This window comes from Fulvivirga sediminis (genome assembly GCF_016757215.1).
Taxonomy (GTDB): domain Bacteria; phylum Bacteroidota; class Bacteroidia; order Cytophagales; family Cyclobacteriaceae; genus Fulvivirga; species Fulvivirga sediminis.
The window spans coordinates 1-14,955 of the sequence record NZ_JAESIY010000003.1 but is presented as its reverse complement, the minus strand read 5'-3'; the positions used below and the strand labels follow the sequence as shown (position 1 = coordinate 14,955).

Here is a 14,955-nt window from a genome sequence, read left to right as displayed (position 1 = left end):
GTAATATTATAGTCCCCTATTAATGTTCAACCATTACAATGAAGCTTATAGAGCCTGTAAACGCCACTAAAAAGAGGAGAAAAAAGCTATAACAAAAAGTTATAGTGAATTCATATCTATTTTTAAATCAGTATTTTGAATATCAAGTCCACAAGTTTGGTTTAACTTATTTATGATGTAATCGCAAGTCTTTGGAACATGAACATCCTCCTCCTGATGAGGATAAAAATAGAGCTCTTCCAAGCCTGCATCTATCCAAATTTTTATTCTCTCCACCCACTGATCCAAACGAGTAAAATCAGTAGGGTGAAAATTATAACCATTAAACCTCACAAAGGCCTTAGTATTAGTTAACCTCTGGTGTAGCACATCTCTACGCATAGCCACATCAGTAATAACAGCTCCTCTTCCGTTCTCTTCCAGCAGGTGAAAGGTCTCATCATACACCACGGGATCTGTAAACCAATCGGTGTGCCTCAACTCTAAAAACATAGGAAAATCTTCAGGTATATCTCGAATATAATCTGCTAAGCGATCCAGATATTTTGGCATGAAGTTATTAGGCATTTGTAAGAAAGAAGGACCTAGCTTATCCCCAAAAGAATATGCCGCTTCAAGGAAATAATCAGTGAATCTTTTCGAGTCATCATTTAGTCTTTTAAGATGGCTTATCGTTCTTGAAAATTTTGGACAGAACTTAAAGCCATCAGGAGCCTGAGAGGTCCAGGATTCTACGTTTTCCTTTTTGATGCTGTAGAAGGTAGTGTTCAGCTCTATGCTGTTGAAGTTTTTCACATATTGCTGTAAAAAATCTCTTTCCTTAGTCCCCTCAGGATAAATAAGACCTACCCATTCTTTTCGCCCCCATTTGGCACATCCAATATACACTTTAACAGGTTGCTTTCCTTTACTTAGGTTTCTGCTGGTATCAGGGTGATCTGCAGGAAGGCTCAAGTCAATATTATCTAATTCTTCTTTAGAGGATGGTTTACCAAATTTCATATTCTATCAATAATGATCTGTTGTTTATACATGAATGGATATAATTACACCCATCTTTAAACTCCTAACAGACAAAAATGATGATAGTTAGCAAAGCAATTGGATTAGCAAAGGCAGGAGTAAGACACAAGGAAGATGTATGAAGAGAATAACTACTGAAAGTATCAGCAAACTAAGAAGAAAGAAAAAAGGCTGATACACTTGCGTCTATCAGCCTTCTTGACATTAAATTTTAGCGGCCTTTCACTACCGTTCTTTTTAAGATTTCAGCATCATCTGTACCTGTGATGCGAAGGATATAAACACCTTTAGGCAATTGACCGAGCTCTAGCTGTAAGCCGGACTGGCCCATCTCCAGGCTAAATGGCTGAGCCATTACCTGGCGTCCCATAATATCGGTAACTGATACCTTCACTTCTTTGCTTTCCATACTACTAACATTTATAGTAAGGTATTCGCTAAAAGGATTGGGATAAACTTCAGCCTCCAGACCTCCATCTTCATTGGGTACATAATTTTGATGATCCGCAAGTATTCTTCCTCCCTTAGCAGGCTGATGCAGATTATAGATACCATCTAAATCATAACCATCTGCCAAGCCTAAAAAGATATTCTTCTTGGTCACATCTTTTACTCTAATGAATTTAGCTCGTTTCACACCAGCATTAGCCAGATCAAAATCACCATTCTGACAAGTAGTCCCTACACGATAAAACTCATTACCATCTTCAGACACAAAAACTTCAGCTTTTTCAGGATATATGAAACATGGCAACTCCAAAGGCCCAAAGCTACTCTCGTAGACTCTGAAATCATTTCCTTCCAAGTCATACATATAATTATCCAGCTCAAGTGTTATTTCACCACCAAAGCCCAGACTTACAAAATTATAGTAGAAATTCTCTAACGGCTCCCCTAATGCTTTATCAGGATTACTTCTTATAAAAGAAACTGGCCAGCCATTGGCTCTTTTCCCTTGCTTAAAGCTAACAACAGAAGTTACTGTAAAGTCATTATCCACCACCTCTTCAGCAAACTGAAAGCGCGCACTTACCGGAAGGTGATCAGAGGTAGTATAAGCATACTCACTATTATAAAACTGATAACCTACACGAGCAGAACCCTCAAGAAAATACTCTGCTATCTCATCAGAAGCTACAATGTGATCAATTACGTTTTCATAAAAAACATAGGTGCGCAGCCCTTGATTACTTAATGATAAAGTGATCAACTTATAATCAGTAGTATCTGCAATATACTCTTCATAGGTACTTACAGTGGTAGAAACATTAGCCACCGTAACGTCTAGATCGTCATTAAAATCACCTAGCATTATTAAATTAGCATCGCCGTAGTAAGTATCAAGAGAATCTTTTAATACTTCCACATCATACTTACGCATATCATACCTACTCTGAGGATCGCTGCTACTATTGGCCCTGGCATGCACTACTAGCATATTAATTTTTTTAGTAATACCTTCTATGGTCACATCTGCTTCCAACATAAAAGGCAGTCTTCCGCTAGCCCAGAATCGATCTCTACTATCTGGATAACCTACAAGGTAAGAGTCATCTCCCCCATTATACAATGGATGTATGGTTGATAATAATGCTCTGGAAGCTTCGAAATCAGGGGCAACTGTAGCTGTTTTATAAATAAAACCTACCTTTTGGCTATTATCATACTGGCCTGGGTTAGAGACAAAGCTTGAAAGAAAATAATCATATCCTGGCATTTCACTTATCATCTGATCGAACAAAACCGTGTCTACAATCTCCTCTACTGCTATAATATCGGCATCTAAAGCTAAAAGGATTGCCTTCACACTATCCTTCTGCACAGCATCGGGTGCAGGTGCATTGCCTTCATTGCCAAACCATTCAATGTTCCAGGCGGCCACATCAAACGTAGATTGACGCGGTATTTCCAGATCTTCACCATCAGGCTCATAAGGAGAGGCGCAAGGTATGTCGGTTACTCGCCTGGGCAATAGCTGAAATACGTCACGATACCTGCCCACCACACCTGTGATAGAGCTGCAAGCTTCTGGCTGCTCATATCCTGCCAGATTATCGACATCAGCATCAATTCTTAGCTCTCCTGTACCACTGGCATCTACCAATTTATAGTTTGAATTACCGAAAAGGATATCTCCGGGATTAGGAAAGGTAGCGTTCACCACCGTTACCAACTCTCCGGGATGATTTGACAACTCACTTAAAGTGACCACCTGAGGCCCAATAGGCTGAGCTGCCACCCCAAAGTCAACCACATTACTTACTGTACCCAGTTGCACCTGATCATTATAAGCCTCTGTAATTCCAGAAATCTCTATGCTATCACCTATACTAAAAAGGCCTTCACCATGAACAGTAGCATCAAAAACAGCTATACCACCAGTGGCATCTTGAATATAAGCTGGCCCTGCAAACTGATCACTTACAGTAATTACTCCCCTAAGTGTAACTGACGTACCTAAAGGCAATGCTCTTGCCTCAGCAATAGTTTGAAACTCTCCGGGAGGTAGCACTTCTCCATTTTCTGTACCTGGAGTAGGCGCTGCCGTAACGTAAGCACTCGTATTTCTCGCTCCACCTCCTCCATTAGGCATGCGTTGTAATGATACATTATCTTTATCTCCTCCTTCATTTTCATTCAGCTGAGGTTCTCCTGGGTTTAACAAGGTCAACAATTCAGGATCATCACTATCATCCGTATCGTACACCACGGCATCCACCAGATTATCTGTAGTTACTAAAGTGCCTGACGGAAAATCCGCTACTGTCCCCTGATATAGAGCAATAGCATCAGCTCCATTTTGCAATCCATTATTAGAAAAAACCAGATCTACATTAGCTACAGCGGCATTGCCTAAAACAAAATAACCTGCTGCATTAGTGGAATAACCTGTAAGATCAAAGGCATTATAACTTGCATCTCCATTACCATTATAAAAAACCAACACGAGACCATCTAAAGAAGTATTTCCTTCTCCTCCGTCGTAAAGCTCGATAAACTCTTCCTGATCAGACCCAGGGGTGTCAACATCAATTTCATTGATAAGCACCATTGGATTATTTGGACCTCCAGAATCACCTCCAAAGCTCTGGCCTGTATTTATTTCTGTATAGGTACTACCCTGGGCATTTTGCCATGAAAAATCGGTGTAAACAGAACCTGTTCCTCCTAACTGCAATGAATAGCCTACCGGTGTAGAGCTGGCTTCCTCTAAGACAATATCTGTACTGGTAAGGCCATCAGCAATACCGCCTACAGCTACGAAAGTACCTTCATAACTTAAAAACTGTATCACATTGGAAGCATTATCAACCAAGGCTACACCATCAGGTGAGCCATTTTGAATACCAGACTCATAAAAGAACAAAGTACCATAGCCATTACCTTGATTAGGCAAAACACCAGAAAGGCTTTGGGTGCTATAAGGAGCACCGCCGTTACCATTATAAAAAACCAGAGACCATCCGGCAAGATCTGAACCTGCCGGCCCTGCGATCTCTATGCCTTCTTGCGAATCAGCACCTGCATTATCATAATGTATTTCATTAATGAATATGCTTTGTGACCAAGCCGGGGATATGGCCAACAAAAAACTCAGCAGTAATAGCTGACTTATGTAAAATTTCCTCATTATTTAAAGGGTTTAGTATGGATAATTTAACTATGCGAAAATTAATAATACCAAAAGCTTTAAAGAAGAAAATTAAATTATATTTATTTTAAGAAAAAATTAAAAAAAGGTTGAAAATCAATTATTTCCAACCTTTTAACTTACGTATATAATACATATTGAGTACTATTTACTGGTTACGTACTTATCTTTTAATTCCATGATCTGATACAGGCATTCATCAATTTTGGCTTTATGATCTTTCAAGAGCATATAAGTAGACGCAGGCAAATCTTCTAAACTCAATGCTTGGTTATAGTCTTCCCATGAAACCATTTCACCTTTTCTACATTCTTCTAGCATTGATTCTGATTCATTAGAAGTAACAGCAGCTTTTAAATCCATCCATTTACGGTGAATATCTCCTGCCACTGATGTGCCCTTCTTTGTTACCTCACCTCCAAGATTTTCTATTTCACCTTTTAGGTCATGTCCGAACTGATACCGCTGCTCAGTATATGCTTTAAACATGGTTTTCAACTCTCCATTATCAACATTTTCTGTTGCATATTTGTAGCCATATTCAGCGTCATAATTTCTTTTAATTAAATGATTTAATTTATCAATAATTATCTTTTTATTACTAGTGTCCATAATATTCGTGGTTTAATTTTGTTAATTACTTAAGTGCTAATATTTTGCCAGTCTATAGTTTGGTCATTAGGCCTCTTTTTACCGGTATAATTTATACGATGAGTAAAAAGCTCCCTACATTGGGATCTTTATTTCACAACCTGTTTATTAAAAGGCTGAAATTTTTCACATATGCTTATGGATAAGTAATTGCACTGCGAGAGAAGATAACTTGAAACAAAACCTATAATTATTGAATAATGGAACTCGATGAACTTTTGCAACGCCAACTCATTAGCAAGAAAATCTATCATCCGATCTATGGGCAAATAGGCTCCATAGCTGATGTCTTAAACTCCAACAAGAAGTACATTATTTTTAAAGAAAGAAGTTTACAAAACCTGACTTCCACCAGTAATATTCTAAGGGCAATTCCTGCTAACAACTTTTATATTGATGCCCAAACCAATGAGCTTATGGTTAATTTCTCTGCTCAATGGATTACTGAAGCTCCAATTTTTACGCTTAACGATTTAGAAACTGATCAGGCAAAATTGCTTTCTAAGCTGGATTATTATTATGACACCCAGAACAAGCTCTATATTACTTATGGTTAAAAGTATATTTCTTGAGCAAGTCTATAGGTATTGGCGTGGGCTTCGATTATATATTTAATCTCTTCGGAGTACCCGCCTCCCATTGAAACCACCATCGGTATTTTATTCTCCTTAGCAGCTAGCAGCACCATTCTATCTCTCTTTTTACAGCCCTCGATAGTCACCTTCAAACGGCCCAGCTTATCTGTACTTAATATATCCACCCCTGATTGATAAAACAAAAAATCGGGCTCTACCTTTTGAATAAGCCTTTTCAGGTTAACGTCAAGCGTCTTCAGGTAAAACGCATCAGTGGTATTATCAGGCAAACCAATATCGAGATCACTTTCCTCCTTATGCATAGGGTAATTTTTAGCACCATGCATACTAAAGGTAAAAACACGATCTTCAGCACCAAATATTTCAGCGGTACCATTACCTTGATGCACGTCCAGATCGATTATCAATATCTTTTTAGCCAGCTGATGATGTAATAGATAATGAGCAGCTATACCTTGATCATTAAGCAGACAGAAGCCTTCACCTCTATCAGTAAAAGCATGATGAGTACCTCCTGCTATATTCATAGCTATTCCATATTCCAGAGCATACTTAGCACAATCTATGGTACCTTGAGCTATAGTAATTTCCCTCTCCACTAATCCGCCGCTAAGAGGAAATCCAGTTTTTCGGATCTCGCTTTTAGTCAATTCAAGGCCTTTTAAACGCCTCCAGTATTCAGCATTATGGGCGGCTAGAATGTGCGTGTCAGAAGCCTGCTCCGGAGCGAAAAAATTATCTTTCTCTACGGTACCTTCATATAATAATTGTTCAGGCAGCAGCTCATATTTAATCATTGGGAACCTGTGCTTTTCAGGCAATGGATGTACATAATTAGGCTTCCAAGCTATTTTTAACATTACTATAGTCTATTTACTCCCCTCTTTTTTCTCCCTCCGGATAGAAATTTGATTAAACGGAGCAGAAGTTTGTAATACAAAGCTATGAAAAGCAAAATACTCATGAACCACATCATCATGATATTAAAAGTAACTGTATCTACTAATGTACCTAAAAACGGTTTTCGAGGAGCAAAAAATGGAGTTCTGTAATCGAGAAGGTTATTAGGCTGGAAGGAATCATAGTAAATAGGATAAACCTTTTGAACCAGCCTTCCATCATATTCTATAACTCGATAGGCTGTATTTGTATTGTTTAAAGCTAAAGTAATGGCCTCATTTTCATACATCATTTTCAAAGAATCAAAAGCCTGTTGGCTCCCTAAGCCGCTGACCAGCTGCTTCACCTTCTCATCTTTGGCTGCTATTGCCTTTTTATATCGGTTTACATAAAGCTGTCTTACCACATCTAAAAAATGATCAGTCCTCTTAAATGTAGCCGAATCAAACTCCTGAATGGTTAGCTCACTGACTAAAGTGGCACTATCTACGCCTAATTCATTAAGCTCATTAGAGATTTCATTCCTTAGTAGGTTTAACGCATCTTCGATATCTCCATTATGCCTACTCAATTTCCGCCTCATGTTATGAAGCACATGGGTAAGCTCTGTCTTCAACTTAGGTATATAATAAAGCTTTTTGTATTCGGCATTGGCCTTATCTTTATCTAACTCATAAAATTGTTTCTCAAAAGTATTTTCTTTGAACTGAGCCACCATTGAAGCCTCAAAGGCCCACCTTGAGGCCATAAAATCACCCACTACAGGCACGCCTTCCATAGTAGTTACTTGAGGATTGAATTTATCAAAACTAATGACTACACCGCTCAGCACCAGCTGCGGAATGAGTATAATGGGTATGAGAATATAAATAGTAACTGCGGAGTTAAAAGAAGCCGAAATATTTAGCCCCAGCATATTAGCAAAGCAGGAACAACTAAAAAGGATCAACCACAGATTAAAACTGATATCATGAATCTCCAATATATGATTGCCTATAAAAACAAAAGAGGCGGTTTGCAGTGCACTGATTCCAAATAAAATCACGACCTTTGACACCAGATAACTACTCCTGCTGAGGTTAAGAAATTGCTCCCTTTTCCTTATTTTCCTATCTCTGAATATTTCTTCAGCACTAACGGTAAGCCCCATAAACAAGGCCACTATAATGCTCATAAAAAAGTAAATTGGAATATTATCATTGTTAAAAAAAGAGTAGCTGGCATCTTCTTTACCTATAGTAGCATAGTACCTCACCAAATAAGAAAGAAAAAGTGCCAATAATGGTGCCTGCAATATATTGATGGCCAGGTACTGCATATCTTCTGACTTGGAGAGGACATCTCTAACAATGTATACTTTAAACTGCCTCCACCAATTAGGAATATGCTGTGATACTTTGATAGGATGGGAAACCTGTTTTACCCTAGGTATGCTTATGCGCTCTCTGAAATATTGATACCACTGACCTGGAGATACCTTTCGTTTATCTGTATGTCTACCATATTCGTTTACTATTTTGGTCTCTATAATGCTAAAAATCTGCTCAGCATTAATATTACCACACTCAGGGCATGAGCTCTGGTCTTTATTGGCTGCGTTTATTATTTCTTTAAAATAGGTCACGGCCGCCACCGGATTACCATAATAAATTTGTAGCCCACCTACGTCTAAAATCAAAAGGCTATCAAACATTTTAAAGATATCTGATGATGGCTGATGGATGACCACAAAAACCATCTTACCCCTCAAAGAAAGCTCTTTAAGCAAATCCATTATATTTTCAGAATCTTGACTTGATAAGCCAGAGGTGGGTTCATCCACAAACAGTACGCTAGGCTCCCTAAGTAATTCCAACCCTATGTTTACTCTCTTGCGCTGTCCTCCACTAATGGTTTTCTCTAGTGGTGAGCCCACTTTCAGGTTCTGAATTTCTATGAGGCCAAGGTTAGCCAACACTTTATTTACTAAGGCCTCTGTTTCACCTTTAGAATATTGCTCAAAGCAAAGCCTGGCAGCATAGTAAAGGTTTTGAAATACAGTGAGCTCTTCTATCAAAAGATCATCTTGAGGGATGTAGCCAATCACGCCTTCCATAGCTGATGGTTGATCATGGATATCAATTCCATTGATCTGCACCGTGCCGCTAGAAGGTTTTTCAGAGCCATTAATTACGTTTAGCAAGGTAGACTTACCTGAGCCACTAGCCCCCATTATGCCCACCAGCTTACCTCCCTCTTCTAGTATATTTACATTTTGCAGACCGGCACGGCCACTTTTGAAATGATAAAATAAATGCTTAGCGCTAAAAGTGATCTCACTCTGCTCTTGCCTACGCAGGTAAGTTCCTACAATATCACTGTAATAGATTGTTTCTATCTTATTTCCTCTTATGGTGCTGCCTGTAGGAAAAATATCAATCTTTCTACTTTTTAAGGCAATACCGTTTAGCGTAAGCGAGGATATACCTAAATATTTAATAAAATAGGTTTCTATATCTCTAAGCCGTAAAATAGCGATGACCCCTGTAAGGTTTTTAGAAACAAGTCGAGGCCCTTTAAGGTCATATTCGCCTGACCCTTCATCTATAATCAATATATCTTTAGAAGATAGCTCTTCCAAGTCATAGGCGGCAACAAAATTACGCACCGTGACCATATCTTTACGAGATATTTTAAGTGCCTCTCCTATATAAAATATAAGATTACCCTGTCGTTCAGAAATTTCACCATCAGCAAAAACCAACTCTATGATTTTCACTGCCAGCACCATTTTTTGCTGTGATGTAAGTGCTTTGTTTACCTCTTTAGTAATGGCCATGATGCGAGACCAATCTTCAACAAACTCTACTGTTTCTGTATCTACATGATCTAGCTGTTGTACCTTGGTGCTACCCACATGCTCGCAACAAAGCTGATCAAAAAGCTTTAGGTATACGCCCACCAACTCCTGACTGACATGCAAGGAAATAAACTCTTGAATATTATCTCTTTCAGCTTCTGTTACCCTCTCTTTTGCCACAATAGCAAAGAGCTGAATAATTGCCTTTAGAAGGTCTTCACTCATTTATTCTACCCATAACAATTTGAAACGCCTGACAATTAATAAAACGATTAAGATGAATGCAACTCAAAAGAATAATTTTATTGTATAAGCCCATTTCACCAGTAAAGCCTTTTAATTCATAAACGCCGTTAATTAGCATACTTTTTCTTTACATCAACAGCTCTAAACAGCATATCAGAAGACTGCAACACCTTATTTTTGAGGTGCGTAGGATAATTATGATGAGCATATAAGAACATGCTCACCGCATCTTGAGCAGTATAAGAACTATGGCCACCTAAAGTAGTGCTTAGCCACCTTTGTGGGAAAAATATATCACCTGTAAGTTGCACTTCTTCCAGCATTTCCAGGCTGGGCGTAATATACTGTACGGAAGTTTCTGCCCGAAGCGGATGGTGTAGATATGAAAGCGCAGTAAGTACCCAGTCTTCGTTTTCTCTATTTTCAGGTTCTTTTAGCTTTCTAAAGAAATCATTTCTAACCGCAGAGTCAGCCGAAAGAGCAGGCATCACAAATTTAAACTTGGCTTTTCTATCTGGATTAGAGATTCTCTCCAACTGCTGATCTAAAATCTCTTCATAATCTTCTACCTCACGCACTGCTAAGCCATAAGCCAAGTTTGTATAATCATTCTCTGAAAGGGTAAGCCCTTCTACATCAGTATCATGAGACCAAAAACTCTTTAAAATAGCTTCACCATGCGGGGTAGTAGTAATAGAGGTAAGCAGATGAAAAAAAGTAGATTTCAAATTCTGAGAATCAGTGTTGATAGCCATATTTAAAGCTATTCCTTCTAGCTGACCTGCCACTTTTTGTCGTTGCTCTTCAGTGTAAAACTTCCAAAAGATATCTCTAATTATATCAGTGATATAAGATACTATTAATCCCTCCTTCTCCTTTACTATACTTTTTACACACCTATCCATGAGCTCTTCTGGTGCAATCTGAGCCCTGAGCATACTTTCATAAAGGTCTATCCACACAGCAGCCCGCAAAACAGGCTCTTTTAGAGAGTCTATATCAGCCAAAAGCCATTTTTTGGTTTTATTTCCTAATTGAAAATACCCGTACCCAAGACCTCCCCCGTTGGTGAAAACATAATTAGGTTCTTGCTTACCTTTCATATCCAATGCATCGGAGTCTGTTAGTAAAGGGGCAGGCATAAAATACAAAGAATCCTGATTCCCTAACAACAGGCTGAGGTCTTGCTTCCAACCCTCTGAGTTATTCTTGGCCTCCACTCTCGTATAGACATCAAACTTGCTTATTGTCTTTTTATCTTTACTCTTCATGTAAAAATAGACCGAAGGCATACCTGCTTCTTTTACCCAGCTTTTGTTCCACTCGTGAATATCAAAATCCGCATCTTTAGCCATAATAGCGATGAGATCATCCCAGCTAGCATTATCAAAGGCGAATTTTTTTAAATACTGCCTTAATCCATTTTTAAAAGCTTCTTCACCCATTGCCTCTTCTAGCATATGCATAACCACAGGAGCCTTATGGTAAATAATTGAGCCATATAGCGTTCCTGCATTTTTGAGATTTTCCAATGGCTGCTGTATAGGATGAGTACCTTGCGATCGGTCTACAGCATAAGCGGCAGGATAATGAGACATTAAAAACTGTAAATCATGATTTATTTCCGGAAAACCAGGATTCACAATCTTGGATGCCATAAAATTAGCAAAGACCTCTTTTAACCAAACATCATCAAACCACTTCATAGTAACCATATCTCCAAACCACATATGGGCCGTTTCGTGAGCGATCAACTGTCCCTGCCCCATTTGCTGTCTAAGAGTAGGTGATTCATCTAATAACAACGATGAAGATTTGTACAAAATAGCTCCTGGATGCTCCATGCCTCCATATTGAAAAGAGGGAATGAGCACAAAATCAAATTTTTCGAAGGGATAAGACTGCCCCGAATATTCTTCCATCCATAACAAAGCCTTGCTATGCCATTCAAAAATAGCATCCACATTTCTATTAACTTTTACAGTGTCCGTTTCACGGTGGTACATGTTCATTTCCCGGCCATTAACCTGCCTGGTGATTTTCTCCATTTTACCAGCTGCAAAAGAAAAAAGATAAGTACTTATTAAAGGCGACGTAGTAAAATCATAAGTAGTTTTAGAGCCCTTGCTTAACTTTTTGGCTACAGAGCCATTCGCCACCGCCTTCCATTCGATAGGCACTGTAAGCGATAAATTAAACTTAGCCTTTAAATCTGGCTGGTCAAATACAGGAAAACAGGTAGATGCTCTATCAGGAACAAAAAGTGTATAAAGGTATTCATCATGCCGGTTTAAAGATTGGTCTCCGGCTATAAAGGTGATCTGTATCTCATTAGCCCCTTGCTTCAAGTAATCACCTTGCAATATGATATGTTCATTGTTAAATAAAGGATCTACTTCCTTATCATTAATAATGACCTTTTTAATATTTTCTGGTCTGGCGTTAAAATCCAGCACCACTTGTGATTTCTCTGAGAGGTCAAAAAACACCTTTTCCTCTCCCAATATTGAATCTGAAGCATTATCTGGGATATCCAGAGATAGGTCATATATAATATTGCTGATATGAGCTTTTCTATCTTGAGCCAATTTCAAGGCAATACCCTTAGCCATACGTGGGTCCTCCCGTTTTGCACAGCTGCCAACCGCCAAGATACCCACTAACAAAAAAAAATTGAGGAAACGTTTATGATGCATATCATAAACATAAAAAATAAAATCTAAATCTACATATATGGAAGGGTTTTACAGAAAGAAGTAATCTAATCTGGTACAGCTTCTAAAGAAAACAGGTAATTGTAATATCTAGAATTATCATCTGCATTTTCTAAGGTTATCCATTTATCACCAGCGCCATACAAATTAGCATTAATCAAAGTATCAGCTATACCAGAAGTACTATTGACAATAAAAACAAGTAACTTATCTTCACCTCTATCTTGTAAATACCAACGGCCAGTACCACTTGGTAGATCTACACAGCAGCTGTCACAACCTGGGTAGGAGGTAATATCTCCATTATTAAACTCAAGAGTATAATCAGCATGGAGCTTGAACGTGTTATCAAGGCTGCGAGCACTAAACAAGCTGCAAGTTGTATCATGAGCAGATTCCAAGGCAATGTCTCCAGGATTTATACGCCAAGATTTCACATCATTGTTGGTGAAAAAATCTCTATAAAAATATTCAGTTCCATAAGTTTCTTCTTTGAGACATGACATCATGATCATAGACACTAACAGCAGCGGGGTGTACTTCATAATCCAATTAACAAACTTTCAATTTTCCAACTCTTAAATAAATAGCGCAAGTATAGTTATATATAGTGACACTATTTCTTATAAAATAGCTTTCTAGTTTTTACCAAAATATGATTGAGCATCTTTCGGTCAGGCTCGCTGGGCAACTCCGACATACTATAGCATGCAGGTAAAGCTTCTATAATTCCTTTAGCCTGAGTCAGCAGATCGTGATATTCAAATTCGCCTTGCTTTACCCTTAAAAGAAAGTCCCTATCATCCCGCCGTACTTTCAATTGACTCGTTTCACCTATCTCCTTACACATTTGCAAAAGCCTGAAAGTATGCAACATATTCTTAGCATCATAGTTTTTGCCATGATCCAGCGTATTCTGATAGCGTTGATCATTTCTTTTTTCAACCCAATGCCAGTAGTCTTTATACTCTTTACAATAAGCAGAATAGCCCGATTTATTAAATGACATATAAGCCAGAGGTTGCATTCCTTTAGGCACACTACTCAGTGTTACATCATTTGAATCATTACTTTGCACGATGCCTTTAAAAGTATTGTTACCATAATATAACCCATAAACATCATGCATATGCGATATTTTCGCCAGCCCGCAATTACTAGCTTCCATATTATGGGCTTTTAAATAATCACCTACCGGTATGGCTCCCTGCCCAGCAGCCACAAAGCAAAAATCAAGCACCCCTTTGCGCTCCTTTTCCACCGGATTAACAATTTTCTTCTTGAGCCCTTTAGCTTTACGAACCTGAGTGGCGGCATATCCACCAAAGGTATCCTGACACTTTTTAGACAATAGCTGGAGTTTCCGTAACGGCTCAAAAGCCGAATGAATGTGCAAAATGGTATCATCAGGGCTATAGAGCATTTCTAAGGCACCTGGGTTGCTTTTAGTAAGCAGCTCCACAAATCGTCTTAGCTCATAATATACGATATCATTAGACTCATCACTGACCTGATCAACATAATCAAGACCGAAGTACTCCTCTTCAGGTAAAACAAAAACTCCTTTGATATCTTCATCAGAATGCTCAGTAGCCAAACCATAAGCATGGCTACCACTAAGGCATTCGTATATTATCAATCCTTTATCCTTTAACTCAGTTATGGTCATTACTTCTGACTATTTTTCTATAAAAATCATCTAACTCTTCCATATCCCTATTAACTGCTCCGGGTAATTTAGAAGCTACTTCTTCATTTTCACGGCTAGAAAGAAGTAGAAATTCATCTATTAAGGCATCTTTATCATGAAAATAACCTTCACTTTTTTCTGATTTTATATCTATAAGCTCTTCTATTTTTTGTTGCAAATCCGGTGAAACAATAGTAAACATTTTGTTCATCTCTATAGGAGGTATCGCATTCATCTCTCGCACCCAGTTAGCACAAATAGTGGCTCTAATAGCATAGAAATAACTTTTCAACTTCACCTGTTGGTCAGCCTGAGAACAGGCCTTTATATATCGAGAAGCCATATTATGGTAATGATATATAGTAGATACTGGCGAGAAACAATTTTGAGCTAGCTTCCATAGATCATTGAGAAAATCATCGTTCTGCAACTTATATACTATAGGTGATTGCAACCGTTCCAGCACGGAAACGTTAGACTTCCAAAGTAATTTCAATACCTTCCTTATTTCCCATCCGGTAATATCTAGCTCTTTATTAATAAACCTCTCAAATGAATCTTTCTTATTATTGATCGACAAGTGCCAATCCATACTTTTCACATATATGCATCGTACATCATAGTCACTATCAGGAGATGGAAAA

At 38.3% G+C, this 14,955-nt stretch carries 10 protein-coding genes; 1 reads left to right on the top strand and 9 read right to left on the bottom strand.

The window, feature by feature from the left end; all coding sequences use genetic code 11:
- Positions 1 to 99: 99 nt before the first annotated feature.
- The 3 genes from JL102_RS05960 to JL102_RS05950 form a co-directional block, all read right to left on the bottom strand.
- Positions 100 to 1,002 (bottom strand): DUF72 domain-containing protein, encoded by a 903-nt coding sequence (locus JL102_RS05960; RefSeq protein ID WP_202243351.1) that lies wholly within the window; start codon positions 1,000 to 1,002, stop codon positions 100 to 102.
- 232 nt (positions 1,003 to 1,234) lie between these two features.
- Positions 1,235 to 4,654: a T9SS type A sorting domain-containing protein gene (locus JL102_RS05955; RefSeq protein WP_202243350.1), complete on the bottom strand. Its 3,420-nt coding sequence runs from the start codon at positions 4,652 to 4,654 to the stop codon at positions 1,235 to 1,237.
- 165 nt (positions 4,655 to 4,819) lie between these two features.
- On the bottom strand, positions 4,820 to 5,287 hold the full coding sequence (locus JL102_RS05950; RefSeq protein ID WP_202243349.1) for a ferritin-like domain-containing protein: 468 nt from the start codon (positions 5,285 to 5,287) through the stop codon (positions 4,820 to 4,822).
- Between the two features lie 239 nt (positions 5,288 to 5,526).
- Here JL102_RS05950 and JL102_RS05945 point away from each other — a divergent pair, with 239 nt between their 5' ends.
- Positions 5,527 to 5,883 carry a hypothetical protein gene (locus tag JL102_RS05945; RefSeq protein ID WP_202243348.1) on the top strand — a complete coding sequence of 119 codons (357 nt, stop codon included), beginning with the start codon at positions 5,527 to 5,529 and terminating at the stop codon, positions 5,881 to 5,883.
- On the opposite strand, the gene JL102_RS05940 is transcribed toward JL102_RS05945, so the two are convergent.
- The 6 genes from JL102_RS05940 to JL102_RS05915 form a co-directional block, all read right to left on the bottom strand.
- The gene (locus JL102_RS05940) at positions 5,880 to 6,782 is read right to left on the bottom strand and encodes a histone deacetylase family protein (RefSeq protein ID WP_202243347.1); all 903 of its coding nucleotides are present in this window, start codon (positions 6,780 to 6,782) and stop codon (positions 5,880 to 5,882) included. The genes JL102_RS05945 and JL102_RS05940 overlap by 4 nt on opposite strands.
- Positions 6,783 to 6,784: 2 nt before the next feature.
- Positions 6,785 to 9,886, bottom strand: coding sequence for an ATP-binding cassette domain-containing protein (locus JL102_RS05935; protein ID WP_202243346.1), 3,102 nt, complete (start codon positions 9,884 to 9,886; stop codon positions 6,785 to 6,787).
- A gap of 128 nt (positions 9,887 to 10,014) precedes the next feature.
- Complete coding sequence (locus JL102_RS05930) at positions 10,015 to 12,519, bottom strand: M1 family metallopeptidase (RefSeq protein WP_202243345.1); 2,505 nt, start codon at positions 12,517 to 12,519, stop codon at positions 10,015 to 10,017.
- Between the two features lie 149 nt (positions 12,520 to 12,668).
- Positions 12,669 to 13,166 carry a hypothetical protein gene (locus tag JL102_RS05925; protein ID WP_202243344.1) on the bottom strand — a complete coding sequence of 166 codons (498 nt, stop codon included), beginning with the start codon at positions 13,164 to 13,166 and terminating at the stop codon, positions 12,669 to 12,671.
- Between the two features lie 71 nt (positions 13,167 to 13,237).
- Positions 13,238 to 14,290, bottom strand: coding sequence for a nucleotidyltransferase domain-containing protein (locus JL102_RS05920; RefSeq protein WP_202243343.1), 1,053 nt, complete (start codon positions 14,288 to 14,290; stop codon positions 13,238 to 13,240).
- A partial coding sequence (locus tag JL102_RS05915) for a nucleotidyltransferase domain-containing protein (RefSeq protein ID WP_202243342.1) occupies positions 14,277 to 14,955 on the bottom strand: 679 nt, incomplete at its 5' end. The genes JL102_RS05920 and JL102_RS05915, both read right to left, overlap by 14 nt.

Bases quoted from the DNA above. Each gene is read 5' to 3' on its own strand.
- JL102_RS05955 (WP_202243350.1), bottom strand. From the start codon at position 4,654: ATGAGGAAATTTTACATAAGTCAGCTATTACTGCTGAGTTTTTTGTTG.
- JL102_RS05925 (WP_202243344.1), bottom strand. From the start codon at position 13,166: ATGAAGTACACCCCGCTGCTGTTAGTGTCTATGATCATGATGTCATGT.
- JL102_RS05935 (WP_202243346.1), bottom strand. From the start codon at position 9,886: ATGAGTGAAGACCTTCTAAAGGCAATTATTCAGCTCTTTGCTATTGTG.
- JL102_RS05960 (WP_202243351.1), bottom strand. From the start codon at position 1,002: ATGAAATTTGGTAAACCATCCTCTAAAGAAGAATTAGATAATATTGAC.
- JL102_RS05940 (WP_202243347.1), bottom strand. From the start codon at position 6,782: ATGTTAAAAATAGCTTGGAAGCCTAATTATGTACATCCATTGCCTGAA.
- JL102_RS05945 (WP_202243348.1), top strand. From the start codon at position 5,527: ATGGAACTCGATGAACTTTTGCAACGCCAACTCATTAGCAAGAAAATC.
- JL102_RS05950 (WP_202243349.1), bottom strand. From the start codon at position 5,287: ATGGACACTAGTAATAAAAAGATAATTATTGATAAATTAAATCATTTA.
- JL102_RS05920 (WP_202243343.1), bottom strand. From the start codon at position 14,290: ATGACCATAACTGAGTTAAAGGATAAAGGATTGATAATATACGAATGC.
- JL102_RS05930 (WP_202243345.1), bottom strand. From the start codon at position 12,519: ATGGCTAAGGGTATTGCCTTGAAATTGGCTCAAGATAGAAAAGCTCAT.